General features: G+C 51.9%; 23 protein-coding genes. 16 read left to right on the forward strand and 7 right to left on the reverse strand.

Features of this window, described 5'->3' with window-relative positions:
- Nucleotides 1–201: 201 nt before the first annotated feature.
- On the forward strand, nt 202–2,025 hold the full coding sequence (typA, locus tag AB4K05_RS21085) for a ribosome-dependent GTPase TypA (RefSeq protein WP_368481790.1): 1,824 nt from the start codon (nt 202–204) through the stop codon (nt 2,023–2,025).
- Nucleotides 2,026–2,124: 99 nt separating this feature from the next.
- Here typA and AB4K05_RS21090 read toward each other — a convergent pair whose 3' ends face one another.
- Nucleotides 2,125–2,913, reverse strand: coding sequence for a DeoR/GlpR family DNA-binding transcription regulator (locus tag AB4K05_RS21090; protein WP_368481791.1), 789 nt, complete (start codon nt 2,911–2,913; stop codon nt 2,125–2,127).
- Between the two features lie 38 nt (nt 2,914–2,951).
- Nucleotides 2,952–3,848 carry a sugar kinase gene (locus AB4K05_RS21095; RefSeq protein WP_368481792.1) on the reverse strand — a complete coding sequence of 299 codons (897 nt, stop codon included), beginning with the start codon at nt 3,846–3,848 and terminating at the stop codon, nt 2,952–2,954.
- Between the two features lie 172 nt (nt 3,849–4,020).
- Here AB4K05_RS21095 and yihU point away from each other — a divergent pair, with 172 nt between their 5' ends.
- The 10 genes from yihU (at nt 4,021) to fabY (ending at nt 13,752) form a co-directional block, all read left to right on the forward strand.
- The gene (yihU, locus tag AB4K05_RS21100) at nt 4,021–4,911 is read left to right on the forward strand and encodes a sulfolactaldehyde 3-reductase (RefSeq protein WP_368481793.1); all 891 of its coding nucleotides are present in this window, start codon (nt 4,021–4,023) and stop codon (nt 4,909–4,911) included.
- 25 nt (nt 4,912–4,936) lie between these two features.
- Nucleotides 4,937–5,824 (forward strand): aldolase, encoded by an 888-nt coding sequence (locus AB4K05_RS21105; protein WP_368481794.1) that lies wholly within the window; start codon nt 4,937–4,939, stop codon nt 5,822–5,824.
- Nucleotides 5,825–5,853: 29 nt separating this feature from the next.
- Nucleotides 5,854–6,864: a zinc-binding dehydrogenase gene (locus tag AB4K05_RS21110; RefSeq protein WP_368481795.1), complete on the forward strand. Its 1,011-nt coding sequence runs from the start codon at nt 5,854–5,856 to the stop codon at nt 6,862–6,864.
- A 70-nt stretch (nt 6,865–6,934) separates the two neighbouring features.
- Complete coding sequence (locus AB4K05_RS21115) at nt 6,935–8,368, forward strand: MFS transporter (protein ID WP_368481796.1); 1,434 nt, start codon at nt 6,935–6,937, stop codon at nt 8,366–8,368.
- 100 nt (nt 8,369–8,468) lie between these two features.
- The gene (locus AB4K05_RS21120; protein ID WP_368481797.1) at nt 8,469–9,836 is read left to right on the forward strand and encodes an MFS transporter; all 1,368 of its coding nucleotides are present in this window, start codon (nt 8,469–8,471) and stop codon (nt 9,834–9,836) included.
- Nucleotides 9,826–10,716, forward strand: coding sequence for an aldose 1-epimerase (locus tag AB4K05_RS21125; protein ID WP_368481798.1), 891 nt, complete (start codon nt 9,826–9,828; stop codon nt 10,714–10,716). The genes AB4K05_RS21120 and AB4K05_RS21125 overlap by 11 nt, the downstream gene beginning before the upstream one ends.
- A gap of 156 nt (nt 10,717–10,872) precedes the next feature.
- Nucleotides 10,873–11,472, forward strand: a complete 600-nt coding sequence (gene yihX / locus AB4K05_RS21130; RefSeq protein WP_368481799.1) for a glucose-1-phosphatase — start codon at nt 10,873–10,875, stop codon at nt 11,470–11,472.
- Nucleotides 11,466–12,332 carry a virulence factor BrkB family protein gene (locus AB4K05_RS21135; protein WP_368481800.1) on the forward strand — a complete coding sequence of 289 codons (867 nt, stop codon included), beginning with the start codon at nt 11,466–11,468 and terminating at the stop codon, nt 12,330–12,332. The genes yihX and AB4K05_RS21135 overlap by 7 nt, the downstream gene beginning before the upstream one ends.
- On the forward strand, nt 12,329–12,766 hold the full coding sequence (dtd, locus tag AB4K05_RS21140) for a D-aminoacyl-tRNA deacylase (protein WP_185668851.1): 438 nt from the start codon (nt 12,329–12,331) through the stop codon (nt 12,764–12,766). Before AB4K05_RS21135 ends, dtd begins: the two co-directional genes overlap by 4 nt.
- A 44-nt stretch (nt 12,767–12,810) precedes the next feature.
- The gene (gene fabY, locus AB4K05_RS21145) at nt 12,811–13,752 is read left to right on the forward strand and encodes a fatty acid biosynthesis protein FabY (RefSeq protein WP_368481801.1); all 942 of its coding nucleotides are present in this window, start codon (nt 12,811–12,813) and stop codon (nt 13,750–13,752) included.
- 23 nt (nt 13,753–13,775) lie between these two features.
- On the opposite strand, the gene AB4K05_RS21150 is transcribed toward fabY, so the two are convergent.
- Nucleotides 13,776–14,687 (reverse strand): alpha/beta hydrolase, encoded by a 912-nt coding sequence (locus tag AB4K05_RS21150; RefSeq protein WP_368481802.1) that lies wholly within the window; start codon nt 14,685–14,687, stop codon nt 13,776–13,778.
- A gap of 220 nt (nt 14,688–14,907) precedes the next feature.
- Here AB4K05_RS21150 and AB4K05_RS21155 point away from each other — a divergent pair, with 220 nt between their 5' ends.
- Both AB4K05_RS21155 and AB4K05_RS21160 read left to right on the forward strand, forming a co-directional pair.
- Complete coding sequence (locus AB4K05_RS21155) at nt 14,908–15,219, forward strand: type II toxin-antitoxin system RelE/ParE family toxin (RefSeq protein WP_368481803.1); 312 nt, start codon at nt 14,908–14,910, stop codon at nt 15,217–15,219.
- Nucleotides 15,220–15,510 carry a helix-turn-helix domain-containing protein gene (locus AB4K05_RS21160; protein ID WP_368481804.1) on the forward strand — a complete coding sequence of 97 codons (291 nt, stop codon included), beginning with the start codon at nt 15,220–15,222 and terminating at the stop codon, nt 15,508–15,510. It begins immediately after the preceding gene.
- A 43-nt stretch (nt 15,511–15,553) separates the two neighbouring features.
- Here the strand turns inward: AB4K05_RS21160 and fdhE are convergent, their stop codons facing one another.
- The 4 genes from fdhE to fdnG are packed head-to-tail and all read right to left on the reverse strand — an operon-like array spanning nt 15,554 to nt 21,077.
- On the reverse strand, nt 15,554–16,483 hold the full coding sequence (gene fdhE / locus AB4K05_RS21165) for a formate dehydrogenase accessory protein FdhE (protein ID WP_368481805.1): 930 nt from the start codon (nt 16,481–16,483) through the stop codon (nt 15,554–15,556).
- Nucleotides 16,480–17,115 carry a formate dehydrogenase cytochrome b556 subunit gene (gene fdoI / locus AB4K05_RS21170; protein WP_052284185.1) on the reverse strand — a complete coding sequence of 212 codons (636 nt, stop codon included), beginning with the start codon at nt 17,113–17,115 and terminating at the stop codon, nt 16,480–16,482. Before fdoI ends, fdhE begins: the two co-directional genes overlap by 4 nt.
- Nucleotides 17,112–18,014: a formate dehydrogenase subunit beta gene (gene fdxH, locus AB4K05_RS21175; protein WP_368481806.1), complete on the reverse strand. Its 903-nt coding sequence runs from the start codon at nt 18,012–18,014 to the stop codon at nt 17,112–17,114. The genes fdoI and fdxH overlap by 4 nt, the downstream gene beginning before the upstream one ends.
- Before the next feature lie 12 nt (nt 18,015–18,026).
- Entirely contained in the window at nt 18,027–21,077 is a 3,051-nt protein-coding gene (gene fdnG, locus AB4K05_RS21180; RefSeq protein WP_368481807.1) for a formate dehydrogenase-N subunit alpha, read from the reverse strand.
- 501 nt (nt 21,078–21,578) lie between these two features.
- Between fdnG and fdhD the strand changes: the two genes are divergently transcribed.
- The 3 genes from fdhD to AB4K05_RS21195 all read left to right on the forward strand — a co-directional run bounded on the left by fdhD (nt 21,579) and on the right by AB4K05_RS21195 (nt 24,040).
- A complete protein-coding gene (gene fdhD, locus AB4K05_RS21185; protein WP_368481808.1) occupies nt 21,579–22,328 on the forward strand; it encodes a formate dehydrogenase accessory sulfurtransferase FdhD in 750 nt (249 codons plus the stop codon).
- A gap of 128 nt (nt 22,329–22,456) precedes the next feature.
- Nucleotides 22,457–22,669, forward strand: coding sequence for a DUF1471 domain-containing protein (locus AB4K05_RS21190; RefSeq protein ID WP_061284815.1), 213 nt, complete (start codon nt 22,457–22,459; stop codon nt 22,667–22,669).
- Between the two features lie 390 nt (nt 22,670–23,059).
- Nucleotides 23,060–24,040 (forward strand): 6-phosphofructokinase, encoded by a 981-nt coding sequence (locus AB4K05_RS21195; protein WP_368481809.1) that lies wholly within the window; start codon nt 23,060–23,062, stop codon nt 24,038–24,040.
- The last annotated feature ends 2 nt before the right edge of the window (nt 24,041–24,042 follow it).

Raw genomic sequence — 24,042 nt, forward strand, 5'->3', positions numbered from 1 at the left:
TTGCACCATTATAGTGCTTATCTGTCATTGCTGAGCACCATATTGGTGCAAATTGTGATTAGGTGCCCTTTTTATGCTCCGTGAAAGCGATCACAAAGAAACTCTGCAATACTTGTTTGCGGAGGATCTCTGTGATCCTGTTTTGTAGTGCGATTAATCCGTGTACAATAACGCGCTATTTCTAATGCCCGAGGCAAAGTTGTGATCGAAAATTTGCGTAACATCGCCATCATCGCGCACGTTGACCATGGTAAGACTACCCTGGTTGATAAGCTGCTCCAGCAATCCGGTACGTTTGATGCGCGTGCTGAAACACAAGAGCGTGTGATGGACTCCAACGATTTGGAGAAAGAGCGTGGGATTACCATCCTCGCGAAAAACACCGCTATCAAATGGAATGATTACCGTATCAACATCGTTGATACCCCAGGGCACGCCGACTTCGGTGGTGAAGTTGAGCGCGTTATGTCCATGGTTGACTCCGTGCTGCTGGTTGTTGATGCAATGGATGGTCCGATGCCGCAGACGCGCTTCGTGACTAAAAAAGCATTTGCTCATGGCCTGAAACCAATTGTTGTTATCAACAAAGTTGACCGTCCTGGCGCGCGTCCTGATTGGGTTGTTGACCAGGTCTTCGACCTGTTCGTTAACCTCGATGCGACCGACGAACAGCTGGACTTCCCTATCATTTACGCTTCTGCGCTGAATGGTATTGCTGGCGTTGATCACGAAGATATGGCGGAAGACATGACCCCGCTGTACCAGGCGATTGTTGACCATGTTCCTGCTCCAGACGTAGACCTGGATGGCCCGCTGCAGATGCAAATCTCCCAGCTGGACTACAACAACTACGTTGGCGTTATCGGTATCGGCCGTATCAAACGCGGTAAAGTTAAACCGAACCAGCAGATCACTATCATCGATAGCGAAGGCAAAACCCGTAACGGTAAAGTCGGTAAAGTCCTGACTCACCTGGGTCTGGAACGTATTGATAGCGACCTGGCGGAAGCTGGCGATATCATCGCGATTACCGGTCTGGGCGAGCTGAACATCTCCGACACCATCTGCGATCCGCAGAATGTTGAAGCGCTGCCAGCGCTGTCCGTAGATGAGCCAACCGTAACCATGTTCTTCAACGTCAACACTTCTCCGTTCTGCGGTAAAGAAGGTAAATACGTTACTTCTCGTCAGATCCTTGACCGTCTGAAGAAAGAACTGGTACACAACGTTGCGCTGCGCGTTGAAGAAACTCCGGATGCTGACGCATTCCGCGTTTCTGGTCGTGGTGAGCTGCACCTGTCCGTTCTGATTGAAAACATGCGTCGTGAAGGTTTCGAGATGGCGGTTTCCCGTCCGAAAGTAATCTTCCGCGAAATCGATGGCCGTAAACAAGAGCCATTCGAAAACGTAACGCTGGACGTCGAAGAGCAGCACCAGGGTTCTGTTATGCAGGCACTGGGTGAGCGTAAAGGCGACCTGAAAAACATGAATCCAGATGGCAAAGGCCGCGTACGTCTCGACTACGTGATCCCAAGCCGTGGTCTGATCGGCTTCCGTTCAGAATTCATGACCATGACCTCCGGTACCGGTCTGCTGTACTCCACCTTCAGCCACTACGACGATGTTCGTCCGGGCGAAGTTGGCCAGCGTCAGAACGGCGTACTGATCTCCAACGGCCAGGGTAAAGCAGTTGCGTTCGCACTGTTCAGCCTGCAGGATCGCGGTAAGCTGTTCCTGGGTCACGGTGCAGAAGTTTACGAAGGCCAGATCATCGGTATTCACAGTCGTTCTAACGACCTGACTGTAAACTGCCTGACCGGTAAAAAACTGACCAACATGCGTGCTTCCGGTACTGATGAAGCTACCACCCTGGTTCCAGCTCAGAAAATGACTCTGGAACAGGCTCTGGAATTCATCGATGACGACGAACTGGTAGAAGTTACTCCAATTTCTATCCGTATCCGTAAACGTCACCTGACCGAGAACGATCGCAAACGTGCGAACCGTGGTCCTAAAGAAGATTAATTAGTCTTCTTGTAAGGATTGTAGGTTGGGGTAGATGTGAGTCTGCCTGATACATAAAAAGCCGCTGAGTTTTCAGCGGCTTTTTTTACGTCGAAGACTTTAGGCAACTTCCTGTTCTGCAACGATTAACTCAACATTTTCTTCATTTAAGAGTTGATTGAAAGAGTTGGGTGGCGGTACGTCGGTGAAGAATGCTTGGACTTTACGCGCATTACCGATAGAAACGGCTGCGGATGCGGCGAATTTCGTGTGATCGGCGATGAGCAGGGTATTGCGGGCATTTTTAATCATCGTCTTAACAACCAGCGCTTCATTCACATCAAACTCCAGCAGTGTCCCGTCTTGTTCAATAGCGCCAACACTGGTGATCAGGTAGTCAGCCCTAAAACCTTCGATAAAATCTACTGCTCCAGGCCCGACGATACCGCCATTATGCGCGCGTAATGTCCCTCCGGGCACCATGACCTCAATATCTTGATTTTTATATAAAATTTGTGCTACGCGTAGGCTGTTGGTGATGATGCGCAGATCGCGACGGTTGAGTAGTGCGCGGGCAACGGCTTCCACCGTTGTGCCGATGGTAATAAAAACGGTGCAGCGTTCAGGAAGATAATCAGCAACCGCCTCCGCAATAGCGCGTTTTTCCTGCGTTAACGAAAGCTCTCGTTGCTCAAAAGCGGTATTCATTACGCTAGATACCCGCCCTGCGCCGCCATGATGACGGGTGATCAGGCCCTGTTCGCTTAACTTACGAATATCCCGACGCACGGTTTGCGTGGAGACATCCAGCAGCTGCGCCAGCTCTTCGATATTCATATAGCCGCGTTCTGCAATGTAGTGAACCAGCTGATCGTGACGTGGATTGCCGGTGACTTCAGTGATGCTCATGAATACTCCTGTACTCTTCCCCGTAAATATTGACCATTTTACGCATAAAGTGACAAAAATGATTCGGTTTGCTCACGATTAGGAATACCGGCTCGTCCACCGGGCTGAGTACATTTCATGGCAGCTACCGCGCTAGCGAAGCGAATTGCTTCTGCCGTGGGCATTTTTTCCGCCAGAGCGACGGCCATTGCACCATGAAAAACATCGCCAGCCCCAGTTGTATCTACGACATCGATAGAAAATGCTGGCTGCTGATACTGTTGCCCATTTTCAAGCCAAAGCGACCCCTCGCCACCAAGCGTCACGTAGACTTTTCCATCGGTGTGCTTTGCGGCCTGATTCAGACCTACTTCGGCGCCATCCTTCCCGGTCATTCTTTTCAGCCCAGGCGTCGAGAAAACGGCATGATCGGCGAGCGCGACCAAGGGGGAGATATCCTGCGGCGTCATATCAGCGTCAAGCAGCGTCATCACCCCCGCCGCACGAGCTAGGGCAAAAGACTTCAATGTGCCTTCGTGCCAACGAACATCAGCAAGGACTATGTCGTAACGCGTAAAATCAATCGACTCCAACCATTGTGCGTCGGTATTTAGGTCGGGGCTAGGGTAGTTAACAATAATACGTTCCCCGTGTTGATCGACCAGGATGGCTGATTGTGAGGAGCGTGCGTTGGGGTACTGACGACAAAATTCGGTATTAACCCCAAACCCCTGAAGTTCTTTAAGCAACGTATTGCCGCAACTGTCGTCCCCTACGCGACCAATAAAATCAACGTCAACCCCGAGCCGAGCTATCGCGACCGCCGCCGTTGCCGCTGGCCCACCCCCTGTCTCCATGTATTGATGAGATTGATATTTCCCACCGCCGTCAGGAAGAGCGCTTAGGGAATAAATACGATCCTGAACGGTTATTCCAACGCATGCAATTCTGGTCATATCTGTTTAGTCCTATGTGATTTTGTCTTCTTTCGCTCATTTTAATGACATAAATGATCAGATTAGTGATGGGTGTCGAGTTTTTAGTCATAAATTACAAATATGCTCAAAAACAGACGAAAACGAGTTTTTGATTGTAATTATTTTGTCAACCTGAGACAGGAGACCGTTCATGACAACGATTGCATTTTTGGGATTGGGTCAGATGGGCAGCCCAATGGCCAATAATCTGTTGGATAAAGGGCATGTTTTGCGCGTGTTCGATGTGAATCAGCAAGCCGTCAATGCGTTAGTCCAAAAAGGCGCGCTGGCTACCCACACGCCAGCTGAAGCGGCTAAGGGCGCCGACTTTGTCATCACGATGCTGCCAAATGGCGACATCGTTCGGCAAGTGCTTTTAGGTGACAACGGGGTGAGTGAAACCCTGTCCCGCGATGCATTACTTATTGATATGTCGACTATCCACCCGCTACAGACCGATGCACTGATTGATGAGATGAACGAGAAGGGCTTCAGCATGATGGATGCGCCGGTAGGCCGAACATCCGTAAATGCTATTGACGGGACCTTGCTCATTCTTGCTGGCGGTATGCCAGAACAGGTTGCACGTGCGCGGCCTGTTTTGATGTGCATGGGTAATGAGCTGGTGGAAGCCGGTGGCCCAGGTATGGGTATCCGCGTAAAGCTCATTAACAACTATATGAGTATTGCGCTGAATGCATTGTCAGCGGAAGCGGCTGTGCTTTGCGAATCGCTGGGACTGAGCCTTGATGTGGCCATCAAGGTGATGAGCGGTACGGCGGCGGGTAAGGGGCACTTTACAACTACTTGGCCTAATAAGGTGCTCAAGGGCGATCTCTCCCCGGCTTTTATGGTGGACCTGGCCTTAAAAGATCTGCGTATCGCCGTCGATGTCGCCCACCAGACGGGCGCACCTCTCAATATGGGGATTGCGGCAGAAGCCTACTACTCCAGAGCTAGCGAGAACGGCAGAGGCCGTCAGGACTGGAGCGCGCTGTTATCACAGGTTCGTCAGCAGGCTGGCCGACCAGACTCACTTTAAAAATTACATGTTCACAGGAGTTACTATGTCTTCCCACAATAATCCGTACTCGCTGAAAGATATTTCACGTCCTGATGGCGGATTTGCCATGTTGGCAGTCGATCAACGTGAAGCGATGCGTTTGATGTTTGCCGCATCCGGGCATCCGAAGCCTGTTGCCGATAGCGTTCTAACTGATTTTAAAGTCGCGGCGACCCAAATTCTGTCTCCTTACGCTTCCGCCGTTTTGGCAGATAAACAATTCTGCCTCGATCAAATCGTGGCTCAACGGGCAGTAGCCGATTCATGCGGCCTGATTGTGGCTGCCGATCATTTTGTTCCAGGTAATGGCATCCCGGTTGATAGCGTTGAGATTGATAAAGCTATTGACCCTCACAAAGCCCGCCAGATGGGCGCAAAAGCGATGAAACTACTGGTACTCTGGCGCGAGGATGAGCCAGCGGAAACCCGACTGACAATGGTGGAGGATTTTGTTCAGCGTTGTCGTAGCGCCGGTCTTGTCAGCATTATCGAACCCGTTGTTCGTCCGCCGCGTCGTGGCTGGGAATTTGACAAGGAAAAGGCCATTGTTGCTGCCGCTGCTGAACTCGGTGATACCGGTGCAGACCTGTATAAAGCCGAAATGCCATTAGGTGGCAAAGGCGACGAGAAGTCATTACTCGTTGCCTGCCAGAAGCTGAACGACCAAATGAAAATGCCATGGGTAATTCTCTCCTCTGGCGTTGATGCGGACGTTTTTGGACGGGCCGTACGAATTGCCATGAAAGGGGGGGCTTCTGGATTCCTTGCAGGACGCGCGGTATGGGCTTCGGTCATTGGTGCGCAGGATCCACAAACCATGCTGCGTGATGTTTCTGTTCAGCGTCTACAGCGTTTGGCCGAAATCGTAGATGAAGGGATTTCTCAACGCTAATTCGTGCTTAACGACTCTGGAGAAGAACCATGGATAAGATCACCCAAGTTTTATTTTCCGATATTGGAAAAGTAACAACCCAGTACGTTGAACAGCCGCACCAGGACCTTAAGCCTCATGAAGTTCGTATTACCCCGGTGTTCTACGGAATCTGCGGTTCAGATTTACATGTATTAAAAGGGGGTCATCCGTTTGCTAAGCCCCCTGTTGTACCGGGGCATGAAATTGCGGCGCGCGTGACGGAAGTCGGGAGTGATGTGACGGACATTAAGCCCGGCGATCACGTCGTGGTTGACCCGATTATGGCCTGCATGGAGTGTCGTGCCTGCAAAGCAGGCCGCTTTAATCTCTGCGAGCCTCCTCAGGTCGCAGGCTTCCGCGCGCCTGGATTCGCTCGTTCGCAGCATATCGTTCCAGCACGTAATTGCCATATTGCGCCGTCCTCTCTGCCCCTGAAAGTGTTGGCTTTCGCTGAACCTGCAGCCTGTGCTCGCCATTGTGTTAACCGTATGCCGACAGCCTCTTTGGAGAGCGTATTGGTTATTGGAGCAGGAACGATTGGCTTATCCATTGTTCAGGCATTGCGGATTATGGGAGCGGGGAAAATTACCGTGATTGAACCTGATGCTGCGAAGCGCGCGTTGGCGTTGAAACTTGGGGCGGTGGAAGTTTGGGCACCGGGTGAACTCGATCCGCAAGTTCGTTTCACCGGGGCGATTGATGTCGTTGCCGCACAGGCCACGCTGAACGACGCCTGCACTCGCGTTTATGCCGGTGGGACGATTGTCTGCATGGGTGTGCCGAGCGGCCCTCGTGAAATACCGCTGCCGATGATGCAACGCTTCGAACGTGATTTGCTGAACTCCGGTATGTATATCCCGGAAGATTTTGACGCGGTAATCGAGTGGCTGGCGGATGGGCGGTTTGATACCCGTGAGCTGGTGACGGATTTATTCCCGGTCGACGATGCAGCAAAAGCATTCGAGCGTGCGCAGCAAAATGACTCAATAAAAGTCATGCTGCAATTTGCACAAGAGTGATGGTGTAACCCTCTGCTTGGCGCTGCATAACGGCAGCGCCACCCTACAACAATGATAAAAGGATACTGCGATGAGTCAAATCACCAGTCCTACACCTTATTCAATCAGCCGTCCTCAGGACGTGATTGATATTGTTAATAAAAACTCAGCTGTAAATACCAGCGTAGGCGTTATTTTTATCGCTCTGGGTGGCATTCTTATCGATGCTTATCAGGCCGCAATGGTGGGGTTCGGTAATAAATATATTGCCGCTCAGTTCGGGATCTCACCGGGGCTTGCGGCCACGGTTAACGCCTCGGTTTTAGTGGCTGCACTTATTGGCGGATTATTAGCTAACCGTGTTATTAATCGATTTGGTCAAAAACGGGCATTTATTATCGGAATGGGGCTGTGCACGATAGGTGCCGCCGCTGTCGCCATTGCGCCTAACATTTGGTGGGTGCTGGTGTGCCGCGTAATCATGGGATTTGGCCTAGGGATTGATTTTCCTTTGGCGACCAACGCCGTGGCGGAACTTCGCGGCTCATCCTCGAAGAAAACCGGCTCGTCGGTGAATCTTTGGCAAATGGCATGGTATGTCTCAACTACCGTAGTTTATCTCGTTTTGCTCCCGCTGCTTCTTTCGGGCGTTGCCGAGGAACAGCTTTGGCGTTATGGCATTTTTATTGGTGCAATTTTCGCCGTTATCATCATGATTCTCCGCTACTTCTTTATTGGCGAGTCCGCAATGTGGGCTGCGCGTGTAGGGCGTTATGAAGAGGCTTGCGGCATTCTTGCCAAACGCTATGGCGTCCATGCTCGCGTTGCTGCCCCTTCTGGTACCCAAAGCCAGTCATCTGATAAAGCGGAAAACAAATTTCACGGTGGCTACGGCATCTTGTTCAACTCGCGCTATCGCAAACGCACTATCCTCGGCTGCGTTGTGGCGACGATGCAGGCCTGGCAATACAACGCAGTGGGCGTTTATCTGCCGCTGACGCTTGCTGGAATACTCAGCGGTGGGCTGACCGGTGCGCTTTCTGGATCTGCCGTTGTTAACGCCCTTTGCGGTATTACCGGCGGAATGATCGGTTCTCTTATTCTCCAGCGTCTAGGAACGCGTCTGCAGTCAATGTATGGATTTGCCGTCGTGACGATTGCACTGCTGGCCCTTGGAACACTGGCAACCACAAACCCATGGCTTTCTTTGGGGCTGCTGGGGGCCATTATTTTCTTCCATTCAGCGGGACCCGGCGGGTTAGGGATGACAATTGCCACCCTTTCGTATCCGCCGACGATTCGCCCGACAGGTGTTGGCTTTGCGCGTGCAATTATGCGCACAGGTGCAATCGCCGGGTTAATTTTCTGGCCAATGCTGTGGGGGGCGCTAAAGACAGACGCATTCTATTGGCTGGCGATTGTGCCCTTCCTTGGATTCCTGACGTGCGTATTGATTAAGTGGGAACCGCTTGGCGCAAATGTTGATGCCGAAGACGCTGAGGTATTGGCTGAGCTTGAGAAATAGGGCTGTATGCGCCGACTACGTCGACACATACACCACAAAAGGAACACTCTGCTGATGCGGCGTGTTCCGCAGATTTCTCGCCGACCCGGAGAGGAAAATTATGGCTGAAAAATTACAGGCATCAAGAGAAGGGCTATCCGGCAAAGCCATGAGGCGCGTTGTCATGGGCAGTTTTGCCGGCGCGCTGATGGAATGGTACGACTTTTTTATTTTTGGTACGGCAGCCGGGCTGGTTTTTGCGCCTCTGTTTTTCCCTGATAGCGATCCCTTCATTGGTTTGATCGCCGCATTTGCCACCTTCGGTGTCGGGTTCTTAACCCGCCCATTGGGGGGAATTGTTTTTGGGCACTTCGGCGATAAAGTGGGACGAAAAATTACGCTCATCTGGACGCTGGGTATCGTTGGCGTCTCAACGTTTTTAATCGGATTTATCCCGACATATCAGGATATTGGTATCTGGGCTCCTATCACGCTGATGATTCTGCGCCTCATTCAGGGCTTTGGCCTAGGTGGAGAATATGGGGGAGCCGCGTTAATGACCATTGAGTCTGCGCCTCAGGAGAAGCGTGGATTTTTGGGCTCATTACCGCAGACTGCGGCATCGGTGGGCATCATGCTGGCGACGGGGGTGTTTGCGCTCTGTAACCATTTCCTGACTCAGGAACAGTTTCTCTCCTGGGGATGGCGTATTCCGTTCTGGCTATCTGCGGTGATGCTGGCCGTGGGGATGTTCATTCGACTGCATACGGAAGAAACGCTGGATTTTAAAAAGCAGCAAGTGGCGGCATCGCACGAAAAAACGGCGCCACCGCTTATCGAACTATTCCGTAAGCATCCGCGTAATATCCTGCTGGCACTCGGGGCTAGGCTCGCGGAAAGCGTGTCGTCAAACATCATTAATGCTTTCGGTATTGTCTACATCTCTAGCCAACTGGCACTATCAAGGGATATTCCATTAACCGGTATGCTTATCGCGTCGGCTATTGGCATCGTGTGTTGCCCTCTGGTTGGGTGGATTTCTGACCGTGTTGGGCAGAGGAAAATGTACCTGCTTGGAGCAGGGTTTTGCGTTTTGTTTGCCTTTCCCTTTTTCCTTCTACTGGGTACGAAAAGCACGCTCATTATCTGGTGCAGCATGATTCTGGGCTATAACTTAGGCCCAACCATGATGTTTGCCGTGCAGCCAACGCTGTTTACCCATATGTTTGGCACCCGCGTTCGTTATACCGGCCTCTCATTTGCCTATCAATTCTCTGCCATTCTGGGAGGGATGAGCCCCCTTATCGCATCCAGTTTGCTGGCATTAGGCGACGGCGAACCGTGGTACGTCGCCCTGTTTTTGTTCGCGATTTCTACCCTCTCTTTTATCTGTGTCTGGCTAATTAAGCCGCACTCACAAAATACACAAGATGTGAATAAACGATCCACGTCTTACCGCTTTAGTAGGGAACACTCACATGAAAACTGAATGGAATAACCAACACCAACAAGCGTTACAGCAAGCTTTTGATGCACCATGGCCGGGGCCACTCGGTGATGTTGTTTCGCTGAAAAAAGGGAATGTTAGTCTCCAGGTTTACCCGCGAGATGGTGCGCGGATTACGTCATTAAACGCATTTGGTTATGAAGTTTTGCGACAGTGGGAACCACAAAGAAAAGCCTTCCAGTATGGCTGTTTCCCCATGGTTCCCTGGGCTGGCCGGTTGGGGTATGCGACGCTGAATGTTGGTGAGCAACGTTACACGTTGCCCGCCAATAAACCACCGCATGCGCTGCATGGAATGGCCTGCTATTCGTCATGGGAAATTGTCGACCAGACAACCGACAGATTACGGCTGCGGATGGCGCTTGGCTCACCATGGCCCTGGCAGGGCGACGTTTACCAAACGCTTACTCTGGAAGAGGATGCGCTGATTCTTCGGCTTGAAGTGTGCTCCGAGTCCGAAGCATTTCCGGCGTCGATGGGTTGGCACCCGTGGTTTACAAAAAATCTTAATGGCCAAGCAGATGAGCAGACACTCCAAGTCCTTTTCCATGCCGACTGGCAGGAAGAGGCGGGCGATAATGAGCTGCCAACGGGGAAGCAAATCGCGCCACAGCTTGGCCCATGGGACGACTGCTTTGGCTTCGTTTCGGGAGTGAATGTTAGCCTGCGTTGGCCGGGATTATTAAGCATGTCGATGACATCGGCGGCACGCAGTTTGGTTGTTTTTGATAAGCAACCTGATGCGACCTGCGTCAATCCTCTTTCTCAGGCACCAAATGCAATCAATAAGGCACCACAGTACGTCAAAAAGGATCATCCTCTGGTAATAGAAACGTGCTGGCGATTCACCCTCGAAGTTTAAATGCCTGGAGCCGCTGATGTTATGCGGCTCTGGTTTATCAACATGATGTGCCACCTAACTCCATTTAAGATAAGTGTTTAAAGCGATTGCTAACGCATAGTCAAACGCCGCCTTTCCCGCTACAGTTACTTTTCCACGGCGTGAACGGAGGCAAAAATGCTCTATATCTTTGATTTAGGTAATGTGATTGTCGACATTGATTTCAACCGTGTTTTAGGAACGTGGAGCGATCTCGCGCGTGTTCCTCTGGCTCGATTGAAGCAGAGTTTCGCAATGGGTGAGGTATTTCATCAGCATGAACGCGGTGAAATATCCGATGAAGAATTTGCCAAAGCGATGTGCCATGAAATGGATCTGCCGCTCAGCTACGAGCAGTTTGCCCACGGCTGGCAGGCGGTGTTTGTTGCTTTACGTCCCGAAGTTATCGACATCATGAAGACCCTACGCGAGCAGGGACATCGCGTCGTTGTACTCTCTAACACCAATGCGCTACACACCGAATTCTGGCCGGATGAATATCCGCAAATCTATGCGGCTGCCGACAAGGTTTATCTGTCTCAGGAGATGGGGATGCGTAAACCAGAGGCCAGAATTTATCAGCGCGTCCTTGAACTGGAAGGTTTTTCTGCCGCAGATGCGGTCTTTTTTGACGATAACGCCGATAATATAGAGGGAGCTAACCAGTTGGGGATCACCAGCGTGCTGGTGACCGGGAGAGAAACCCTACCCAACTATTTTATGAAGTCGTTATGTTAAAAACCGTTCATCAAAAATGTATTCATCATACCCGGCCGCTGGTGGCGTGGAGTAAATTCCTCTGGCGGCGTATCGAAGAAGATAATATGACGACGCTGGCGGGAAACCTGGCCTATGTGTCGTTGCTTTCTCTGGTGCCGCTGGTGGCGGTGATTTTCGCCCTGTTCGCGGCATTTCCTATGTTTTCGGAAGTGAGTTTGCAGATTCGCCATTTCGTGTTTGCCAACTTCCTACCGGCTACCGGGGATGTTATTCAGCGCTATATTGAGCAGTTTGTTGCTAACTCCAACAGAATGACCGCCTTTGGCGCCTGCGGTCTAATTATTACCGCGCTGCTTTTGATGTATTCCATCGACAGCGCGCTCAATACTATCTGGCGGAGTAAACGGGCACGGCCCAAGATTTACTCTTTCGCCGTTTACTGGATGATCCTGACTCTTGGGCCGCTTCTGGCCGGTGTGAGTCTAGCAATCAGCTCCTATCTGCTCTCTTTACGCTGGGCTAGCGAACTGCACGGCGTTATCGATAATCTGCTGCGTGTGTTCCCGCTGCTGCTTTCGTGGCTGTCGTTCTGGATGCTCTACAGCATCGTGCCCACCACGAGCGTGCCGAATCGTGATGCCATTATTGGGGCTCTGATTGCTGCCTTGCTGCACGAACTTGGCAAGAAAGCGTTCTCGCTCTACATCACCGCATTTCCCTCCTACCAGCTTATTTATGGCGTGCTGGCGGTGATCCCTATTTTGTTTGTCTGGGTCTACTGGACTTGGTGCATCGTCTTGCTAGGTGCCGAAATAACTGTCACTCTCGGTGAATACCGAAAATTGAAAACAGAACAACAAGAAGCCGAAGAATCATGATTGCATTAATTCAGCGAGTCACCCGCGCGAGCGTCAGCGTGGCGGATGAAGTGACGGGAGAGATTGGCCTAGGGCTGCTGGTATTGCTGGGTGTTGAGAAGGATGATGACGAGCAGAAGGCGAATCGCCTGTGCGAGCGCGTGCTGGGCTACCGCATCTTCAGCGATGCTGACGGTAAGATGAACCTGAATGTGCAACAGGCTGGTGGCAGCGTACTGGTGGTTTCGCAGTTTACGCTGGCGGCCGATACCGAACGCGGTATGCGTCCGGGTTTCTCAAAAGGCGCTGCGCCCGATCGCGCTGAAGCGCTCTATGACTATTTTGTACAACGCTGTCGCCAACAGGACATGAACACGCAAACAGGACGATTCGCAGCGGATATGCAGGTGTCGCTGGTCAATGACGGCCCCGTGACGTTCTGGTTACAAGTATGACCACGCTTCCCGTTAGGACGTGGGCGACAAAAGAGAGTGCCACTATGTACCATCTCCGAGTACCGCAGACTGAAGAAGAGTTAGAACAGTATTACCAGTTCCGCTGGGAAATGCTGCGTAAACCCCTGCATCAGCCCAAAGGTTCCGAACGTGATGCCTGGGATGCCATGGCGCACCATCAGATGGTGGTTGATGAACAGGGAAAGCTGGTCGCTGTAGGGCGGCTTTACATCAACGCGGATAGTGAAGCCTCCATCCGCTTTATGGCGGTGCATCCTGACGTTCAGGACAAAGGGTTGGGGACGCTTATCGCGATGACGCTGGAATCCGTCGCGCGCCAGGAAGGGGTTAAACGCGTCACCTGTAGCGCACGTGAAGACGCAGTGCCGTTCTTTTCCAAGCTAGGGTTCACGAACGAAGGGGAGATCACCGCCCCGCAGACCACCCCCGTTCGCCATTTCCTGATGATTAAACCCGTTGCCTCGCTGGACGATATACTGCACCGTGGCGATTGGTGCGCGCAGCTGCAGCAGGCTTGGTATGATCATATTCCGCTCAGTGAAAAAATGGGCGTGCGCATTCAGCAGTACACTGGGCAGAAATTTATTACCACCATGCCGGAAACCGGCAACCAGAACCCACACCACACGCTGTTTGCCGGCAGCCTCTTTTCACTGGCAACGCTCACCGGCTGGGGACTTATCTGGCTGATGCTACGCGAGCGCCACCTAGGCGGCACCATTATTCTCGCCGATGCCCATATCCGATACCGAAAACCGATCACCGGTAAACCCACCGCCATCGCCGACCTTGGCTCGCTTAGCGGTGACCTAGACCGACTGGCGCGAGGGCGCAAAGCGCGTGTGCAGATGCAGGTTGAACTGTTCGGTGATGACACTCCTGGCGTCGTGTTTGAGGGGACCTACATTGTGCTGCCTGCGCGACCATTTGGTTCGTATGAAGAGGGCGGGAACGAAGAGGAGTAGGGATCGCCCCTACCCTAATAGATTTAGTGGCCCGCCGCCCGTCGGGCCACATCCCACATAGCTTCCCGCGCCGTCTGGCTTACACCGCCTAGCTGGAAGAAACCATGAATAACCCCAAGATAGCGCTGACAGGTGCATGAAACGCCCTGTTGGATTAACCGTCCAAACAGCGCTTCCCCTTCATCCCGCAGCGGATCGTACTCGGCAGTGATGATATGTACTGGCGGTAGGCCGTTAAAATCTTCTCGCCAGAGTGGGCTGGCTTCCGGGTGCATCCGGTCGCTTTCCTGAAGGTACATCTCAAAGCCGGAGAGTAGCGTATCGCGGGTTATGATGTAGTCCTGACCATTGCTGATGTAGCTTGCAAATTGGGCGGTGGCATCAAGCATGGGATAAATCAGCACGAGTTTCGCGGGGCACCACGCGGCGGAAGCTTTCAGTCGCAGTGCCGTTACCAGCGCTAGATGAGCGCCAGCGCTGTCCCCAATGAGCGTCACTCGCCGGGGGTCAATACCTAACTGCTGCGCGTATTTGTGAATGAGGTTTGCGCCTTGTTCGGCATCATCATGGGCTGCAGGAAAAGAGTGTTCTGGTGCCAGTCGGTATTGCACCGCAATGACCCGGCATCCACTATGCCAAGCTAGTTGTCGCAGTTGATTATCATGGGTGATAAACCCGCCGCTAACAAAGCAGCCGCCATGAAAGTAGATAATGCACGGGAGCGAAGATGCAGCATTTAGCGGCGAAATGACGCGAAATGTCATCCCTTCCAGCACAACATCTTCGGATTTGACGCGAATCTCTTTCTTACCGGCCAGCGCCGTGCTGGCAATGTAGCCCTTTCTCCGGTCATCAATATTCTGTCCGCGCGAAGAAGGGCGACCCGCTGCAATAAACTCAGCAACTAACTGCGCAATGCCGTTTTCCAATGCCATGATGATGTCCTTTTTGCTGTATAAACATACAGTTTTATAACCTGGTTTATCGCGAATGAAAATGGGGAAATTGGGCGGGATGGTGATTGTGGATAGCGGCTCGCAAAAACGAATAGACTGTTGGTTTCTTCGGATTAATTTCAGTACGGTAAGTTATGTTGATCATACGCCATTGACGTATGGTTTGATTGGACTAACATAAGCCAATGGCGTACTGAATATGCTATTTATAGAAACGGAATTCTTTACCGAAGATGTTAGAAAACTGCTGGATGACAGTGAGTATCACCGACTGCAACTATTCATGGCGCTGCATCCTGATTGCGGTGATTTGATTCAGGATACGGGTGGTCTGCGAAAAATTCGCTGGCGGGCGCGAGGCAAGGGAAAGCGTGGTGGTGTGCGCATTATCTATTTTTATCAGAGCCATAAATATGAGATTCGCTTATTGCTGATTTATCAAAAGGGCATTAAGGACGATATCACGCCACAGGAAAAAGCGATTCTGCGTGTATTGAATGAGAGGTGGTAGATGGATAAGGCACTTTTTGAGCGACTCACTCAAAGCATGGCTCAAATGAACGAAATTATTGGAGGGGACCGGGAGCCTTCACGGACCTTTCACATTGATGCGCTGGAGATCAAGGCCATCCGACAGGCATCGGGGTTATCTCAGCCTCGTTTTGCTGAGCTTATCTCCGTTAGTGTAGATACGCTACGCAACTGGGAGCAGGGCAGACGCTCACCAACAGGTCCTGCAAGAGCACTGCTACGCGCTATTGCTAACGATCCTAGAAATGTTTTGCAGGCGCTGAGCGACTGAGGAAGAACCCGGCAGCATATGTGCCAGCCGGGTTTCTGGGGAATTACTCCCCCTCTCCCGGGAACAGGAACGGGTTAATAGAGCTACGGGCGAACCCTTCTTGCTCCATCCGCGCGTCCAGCACCAGTGAGGCGAGGTCGTCGGCGACCGCTTCAACTTTAGGGTCTTTTTCCTGATACAGAATCTTCAGGTAAGTCCCACAGTCACCGCAGCTTTCGGCTTTAATGGCGGACTGCTCGTTGTCCAGCGACCAGTAGTTCAGGTCGCGGCTCTGTTCGCAGTTGCTGCATTTCACTCGCACAACGTGCCATTCGGTTTCACACAGGTTGCAGTGCAAATAGCGTAGCCCCTGAGTGGTACCGATTTGCACTACGCTGGAAACGGGCATTGAACCACAGACCGGGCAGAATTGGCGCTGTTCGCCGTATTCTGCTCGCGCTTTGCCTGGGATGAGGCTTGCCATTTGTGCCCAGTAAAGAGACAGCGCGGCCCAGATAAACGGCGCTTTGTCGCTGCTAACAGAAGCAAAATCGGCAACGAACAGCGCGCTGGCCATCAGTTCCAGCTCCTGCGCAGAGGCTTTCTCTAGGTTTTCGATAACCGCCAACGCCGGGCCACTCATTTCAGGCTTCAGTTCGGCAATCATGGAATGCAGCAGCGTTTGCCAGTGCTTGTCGCGTGGTAGAACGTGAATATCCAGCGGCGGTTTGCCTTGGTCATTCGCTTCCTTCAGGCGTGCGGCGAGATCCATGCGCAGCGGATGGTCGTACAACACCACCTCCTGCGCGTGGGCGATAAGCGCCGCAAAGCGCAGATAATCGCCTAATGGATTATTTTCAGCCAGCTCGCGCAGGCGTTCTGCGCGGCGGTTGTAGAGGTTCTTGAGTCTGGGGAATAGTAGCGGCGGAATCACTTCCGCCGTGCGTTTCTCGCTCGAACCCAGCTCATCTTGCGGGATTATGCGGATACTCATTCAGATGACTTTTCCTGTTTCTGGCGGACCTCACGGTACCAGCGCGGGTGATGTTTCTTCGCCCATGAGCTGGTAACCCATCCTTCCACCATCGCGGTAATAGTGCCTTTCACCCAAAGGGCGGCGTAAATATGCACCATGATAACCACAATTAACGCTACTGCGGCAAATGAATGCAGCATCAGCGCGAATCGGATCACCGGGATTGAGAAAGCAGGCGCAAAGTACGGACGCCAGATAATCACTCCACTCACCAGCAGCAGCACCAGGAAAATAATCGCCGCCCAGAATACGCATTTCTGGCCGAAGTTATATCGCCCGGTATCACCCACTTCCTCGTTGACGACGATCTTACGAATATTCTTCGCCCAAAAGATATCATCCCGATTGATTAGGTTGTGGTGCCAGTAGCGGAAAAACATGATGATAAACGAGGCAAACATGATGACGCCGACAAACGGGTGCAGAATTCGCGCCAGTTGCGGGGTTCCCATAATTTGCATCAGCCAGTTGAAGGACGGGAAGAAGAATCCCAGCCCGCTCACCGCCGCCAGAATGAAGCAGAAGGCGGTAACCCAGTGGTTGATACGTTCCGGCGCCGTGTAGCGCACGATGGTGTCACGTTTTTTCATTTGCGCACCTCATCGTCTTTCTCATGCAGATTGTCGTCTTCCTCTTCCGCGCGGTTAGGACCGACGCCGACGTAATGGAAGATGCTCGCAGCGAACGTTGCGGCAAAGCCAATCGCCGCCAGCGGTTTCCAGACACCTTTCCAGAATTTCACGGTGGCGCTGATTTCCGGGTTCTCCGGCAGGCCGTGGTACAGATTCGGCTTATCGGCATGATGGAGCACGTACATTACGTGCGTACCGCCAACGCCCGCCGGATCGTACAGACCTGCATTGTCGTAACCACGGGTTTTCAGCTCGGCTACGCGTTCGCCTGCCAGCACTTTCATGTCCTCTTTGGAGCCAAAGTGGATGGCCCCGGTCGGACACGTTTTCACGCAGGCCGGTTCTTGCCCCACGTTCACACGGTCGACGCACAGCGTACATTTGTAGACGCGGTTGTCTTCCGGGTTCAGTCGCGGCACGTTGAACGGGCAGCCAGCAATGCAGTAGCCGCAGCCGATACATTGCTCAGACTGGAAGTCGACAATGCCGTTGGCATACTGAATGATAGCCCCTTCCGCCGGACATGCCTTCAGGCAGCCAGGGTCAGCGCAGTGCATGCAGCCATCCTTACGGATGAGCCACTCCAGTTTGTCGTTCTGCTCCACTTCTGAAAAACGCATCACCGTCCAAGATTTGGCCGTTAAATCGGCGGGGTTGTCATACACCCCAACGTTGCTGCCAATTTCATCGCGGATATCGTTCCACTCAGAACAGGCGACCTGACAGGCTTTGCAGCCGATACAGGTCGTCACGTCGATGAGCTTCGCCACCTCTTCCTGGTGATCCCGCGCCTGTGGCGCGGGGGTGAAACCATTAGTGGCGGAACGACGGATAATGTCTTGTGATTGATAAGCCATAGGTCGTCTCCGTTACACCTTTTCCACGTTCACGAGGAAGGACTTAAACTCCGGCGTCTGCGTATTCGCATCACCGACGAAAGGCGTCAACGTATTGGCAATAAAGCCTTTTTTCGCCACGCCCTCGTAGCCCCAGTGGATTGGAATACCGATAGTATCGATATCCTTACCATCGACTTTCAGCGTGCGAATACGCTTGGTCACCACCGCTTTGGCCTTGATGTAGCCGCGATTGGAGGAGACTCTGACGGTGTCGCCGTGGCCGATGCCGAGCTTATTCGCCAGCTTTTCACCGATCTCCACAAACTGTTCTGGCTGGGCGATTGCGTTAAGCAACGCGTGCTTGGTCCAGTAGTGGAAGTGCTCGGTCAAACGATAGGTTGTACCGACATACGGGAACTTATCTGCAGTACCCAACGCTTCCTTGTCGCCTTTAAAGATACGGGCGGCAGGATTGGAGATAACGTTCGGGTGCAGCGGGTTGGTGCCCAACGGTGTTTCAAACGGCTCGTAGTGTTCTGGGAACGGTCCTTCTGCCATCTTATCGAGAGCGAACAGGCGTCCCATCCCTTCTGGCTGCATGATAAATGGCCCGACGTTACTGCCCGGTGCCGCGGCACTGTAGTCAGGAATATCCACGCCGCCCCATTTCGCGCCGTCCCACTTCAGGAGCTGGCGCTTCGGATCCCACGGTTTACCCTGCGGGTCTGCGGAAGCACGGTTATACAGAATGCGGCGGTTAAGTGGCCATGCCCAAGCCCAGCCCAGCGTGTTACCAAGGCCGGATGGGTCGGCGTTATCACGACGCGCCATCTGGTTGCCGTCCGGCGTCCAGCTACCGGCGAAGATCCAGCAACCGCTGGCGGTAGTACCGTCATCGCGCAGTTGGGCAAACGAGCTAAGCTGTTGGCCTTTCTTGACGATAACTGCGCCGGTGGCTGGGTCGATGATATCGGCCAGCGCTTTGCCGTTGCTTTCCATCGCCACTTCCTCGGACGCCGGTTCTTCTGGCGTCGAGTAGTTCCAGCTCATGTTCAGCACCTGCTCAGGGACCGGACCGCCTTCTTCGGCGTACATCTTACGCAGGCGTAAGAAGATACCAGCCAAGATCTCGCCGTCGGTTCTCGCAATCCCTGGGGCGTCCGCGCCTTTCCAGTGCCACTGCAGCCAGCGACCGGAGTTGACGATAGAACCGTTTTCCTCGGCGAAGCAGGTTGATGGCAGACGGAACACTTCGGTCTGGATTTTTGATGGGTCAACATCGTTCGACTCACCGTGGTTCTGCCAGAAGGTCGAGGTTTCGGTATTGAGCGGGTCAATAGTCACCAAGAACTTCAGTTTCGACAGCGAAGCGACAATCTTGTTTTTGTTCGGGAATGAGGCGACCGGGTTAAAGCCCTGGCAGATATAGCCGTTGACCTTACCTTGGTTCATCATCTCGAAGTACTGCAGCACGTCGTAGCCTTTGTCCCACTTCGGCAGCCAGTCAAAGCCCCAGCTGTTGTCGGCGGTGGCTTTGTCACCGTAGAAAGACTTCATCATTGAGACGAAGAATTTCGGGTAGTTGCCCCAGTAGTTAACCTGGCCGTCCAGCAGCGGTTTTGGTGTGTTGGCGGTGAGGTAGGTCTGCAGGTCAGCCTGTTTCTCACTTGGCAGTGTCATGTAGCCCGGTAGGCTTTGTGACAGCAGACCAAGGTCGGTCAGACCCTGAATATTAGAGTGACCGCGCAGAGCGTTAACGCCACCGCCCGCCATACCCATGTTACCGAGCAGCAGCTGAATCATTGCCATGGTTCGGATGTTCTGCGAACCGATGGAGTGCTGCGTCCAGCCCAGTGCATAAAGGAATGAGGCGGTTTTGTCGTGCGCGCTGGTCTCTGCGATGTATTCACAGACTTTGAGGAAGTCGGCTTTTGGCGTACCGCAAATATTCTCCACCATCTCCGGCGTGTAGCGGGAAATATGCTGTTTCAGCAGATTCCAGACGCAGCGAGGATGGGTGAGGGTAGTATCGCGTTTAGCGTGACCGTTCTCATCTAGCTCGTAGTTCCACGAGGTCTTATCGTACTTACGGGCTTCCGGGTCATAGCCGCTGAACAGGCCATCGTCGAAGCTAAAGTCTTCGCGCACGATCAGGCTAGCGTTGGTGTAGGCCTCGGTGTACTCGCGGTTGAATTTTTCGTTATTCAACAGGTACAGCATGACGCCTGACAGGAAGGTAATGTCAGTGCCTGAGCGAATAGGGGCGTAGAAATCCGCCACCGACGCAGTACGCGTAAAGCGGGGATCGATAACAATCAGCTTCGCGCCATTGTGGATTTTGGCTTCCATCGCCCAGCGGAATCCCACCGGATGCGCTTCTGCCGCGTTCCCCCCCATCACTACGATGAGGTTGGCGTTCTTCATGTCGACCCAGTGGTTGGTCATCGCACCGCGACCAAATGTTGGAGCAAGACTTGCTACCGTTGGTCCGTGTCAGACACGCGCCTGGTTGTCGACCGCGAGCATACCCAGCGCGCGAGTGAATTTTTGGGTTAAATAACCGGTTTCATTACTGGATGCAGAGGCGCACAGCATACCGGTGGAGAGCCAACGGTTGACTGTGGTGCCAGCATCGTTCTTTTCAATGAAGTTGGCGTCACGGTCGGCTTTCATCAGTTTAGAGATGCGATCAAACGCCTCTTCCCAACTGATTTGCTGCCATTTATCGGAGCCTGGTGCGCGGTATTCTGGATATTTCAGACGGCTTTCTGAGTGGATAAAGTCCACCAGACCTGCACCTTTCGGACACAGTGCGCCACGGTTGACCGGGTGATCCGGGTCCCCTTCGATATGGAAAATCGAGGCTTTCGCGTTTTTTGCGCCGTCGCCGAGGCTATACATTAAAAGCCCACAACCGACAGAGCAGTAAGTGCAGGTGTTACGGGTTTCGCGAGTACGCAGCAATTTATACTGCCGTGTTTCCGCGAGCGCGATGCCTGGGGCAAAGCCCAGTGCTGCTGCCGTGGTTCCTGCCATACCGCCAGCGCAGATCTTAAAGAACTGTCTTCTGCTGACCTGCATGGATCGCTCCTTGTTTCGACATTGTCATTGCTTGTAGTTTTTCTTCGCCGGGGTGTGGCAAAGGCACTGAATCATGCTATGCCCTCAATTCCAAAAGGGCTTTGATTCAGAATACCACATTATCGGTAGGCTTGTTCCAATGCGGTTAATGGCAGGTGAATAGAATTTGCGCGCATTAACATTGAACTGCGATGTTGATCGCAATTTAGTCTGATTTTTGTCGGTTTTGACGACGTTGTTAAGGGCTTTAACCATAACGGGTTACTTTGGGTTGCTAGGTGTTTTCTCCCACATAACAGTAAAAAATCATAATTGAGCGTTATTGCACCACAAACTTGATCCATAATAAGCCTCAATTCCCTCATGTTGTGATGGAATAGCTACCCCACTTTTTCGACGTTGTTCAGAGTATTTGCCGTGTTTAATTTTAAAGATGAAGTCAAACCCTCGTTGCAGCTGATTGGCGCGGCCGAGCGTTCTGTCTTCAGAAGGCCACAGATTATGCAACCTACCCAGGACATTCTTGCTGAAGAAGTTCCCGTTGCCTTGGTCTACAACGGCATTTCCCACGTCGTGATGATGGCGACGCCGAAAGATCTGGAAGCCTTCGCCATCGGGTTCTCATTATCGGAAGGAATTATTGAACATCCCCGGGAAATTTTCGGGATGGAAGTCGTTCCTGCTTGTAATGGGATGGAGGTGCGTATTGAGCTGTCCAGCCGCCGCTTTATGGGGCTTAAAGAGCGCCGTCGCGCGCTGGCCGGACGTACGGGCTGTGGCGTTTGTGGCGTTGAACAGCTTAACGATATTGGTAAACCCATCAAACCGCTTCCATTTAGCCAGACCTTCGATCTGGCCTATCTCGATCGTGCGCTAAGACACTTAGACGATGTCCAGCCGGTTGGCCGTGAAACCGGCTGTACCCATGCGGCGGCCTGGATTATGCCAACGGGCGAGCTGGTGGGTGGCCATGAAGATGTCGGTCGCCATGTCGCGCTCGATAAACTGTTGGGGCACCGGGCAAAAGAAGGGGCGCTGTGGCAAGAGGGGGCGGCATTAGTTTCCAGTCGTGCCAGCTATGAAATGGTGCAGAAATCCGCCATGTGCGGCGTCGAAATTCTGTTTGCTGTCTCTGCCGCCACGACGTTGGCAGTCGAAGTTGCTGAACGCTGCAACCTGACGCTGGTAGGCTTTTGCAAGCCGGGGCGGGCAACGATTTATACACATCCGCAGCGTTTAATTGGTGGTTGATTGTTGTTCAATTATTTTAACCGATTTAAGCAAATCCTTCCGCTTTTAGTTGATGAAGATGTGACCTATTATTTATCACATCAAGGCGACATGCCTTATCTAAACAACTAAGTGAAAGGGTTTATATCATGAAAAGCATCAAAACTTTTGTCGCAGTTATCGCTCTGGCTACTTCTTTCGGTTCTTTCGCAGCACAAACCGTGACCGCAACGGCTTCGACCATCGACGGTGCAGAAGCGAAAATTGCCGCTCAAGCTGAACAGGCTGGTGCAAGCTCTTATAAAATAACCCAGGCTTATGCCGGTAACCGCGTGCACATGACCGCTGAACTGAGCAAATAAGCGGTAAGCAACTGTTGAAAGAGCGCCCTCGGGGCGCTTTTTTCGTTTCTGCCCAAACCTCCCCTAAGCATCTCTCCCTTCTTAAGCTAAAAATATGTGTTAATGCTCACGTTTTTGCATTTCCACTAAACAGCGATAAATCCTAAATACCATTTGTTTATTTGCGGATATTTATCCATAAAATAACTTCCTGATAATTAAAGTATTTAATTAAGAAATGTCGTTTAAATCTCATTTTATAAATGAGATTTAAATCACAAAAATGACTGCTTATTAATGCCTGTCAATATTAGGTCTGGCTTAAATTATCGCCATTATGTGATCTTCGTTGCAAATAGAGACCTTGAAGTCAGGGAAAAATGCTTTCACGGAAACAGGTGAGGGCAGAAGATGAAAATCGGTATTGTCATTAGCGGCGGAGATGTCTCCGGAATAAATAATTTTATATTTCAGGTCGCAAGACTCGCCGGCGCACAGATCACGCTATTTAACGGTGGCATACCCGGTTTATTAGAGAAAAATCACCGAGAGGTTTCTTGGTCAGACTTAGTCGATTTTTCAATTTCTTCGATTCCAATTATTACTTCCGGGCGCACGGCGCGAAATTTACAGCGAAGTGAATATGAAACCATTGCGCGAAAAATAAAATCGTTACGCATTGACGTACTCATTATGGCTGGGGGTGATGGCAGTCTGCAATTTTTGAATACACTCAGCGAGTTTGATATTAACTGCTTTGGCGTCGGTATGACGATCGACAATGATGTTTATGGCAGTGACTATACAATTGGTTTTTCAACCGCCTGTGAGCAAATTATCAAAGAGGTTTCGCGCTTAAGAAATACCGGCAGAGCGCTTCCCGGACGTGTGTTTATGGCGGAAATCTTGGGCGGGTATTGCGGCGAGCTAACGTTGCAATCAGCGATAAAATCAAATGCTGATATCGCACTGATTCCAGAAGCGCAGATCCCTCTGGAGAATTTGGCAGAACGCGTGAAGCAAAAACTAGCCAGCCAGAACAGCGTCGTTATTCTGTGCTCAGAAGGCTACACCCGCGAGTATTCACCGGGCTTCCAGGGCGCTATTGATACGATGATAAAGCAACTCGAACCGCGTATTGGTGTACGTATTCGCAAAACTATTATTGGTTATGGCTTACGTAATGGCGACCCGACCTGCGAGGAAATTTACCAAGGCACGATTATGGCGAATGAAGTGGTCCGCTGTATTCAGTCTGGTATGAAAAATAAAGCTGTTATTATTAATTCAAGCAATAAACCTATTCCGATTGATTTAGTCAGTATGAAAAAACGTCTGGTTGATACCGACGGACATTATTATAAACTTGCCAAACAACTCAATATTATTTGAGG

The sequence above is a fragment of the Kluyvera sp. STS39-E genome (assembly GCF_040932435.1).
Classification (GTDB): Bacteria; Pseudomonadota; Gammaproteobacteria; order Enterobacterales; family Enterobacteriaceae; genus Kluyvera.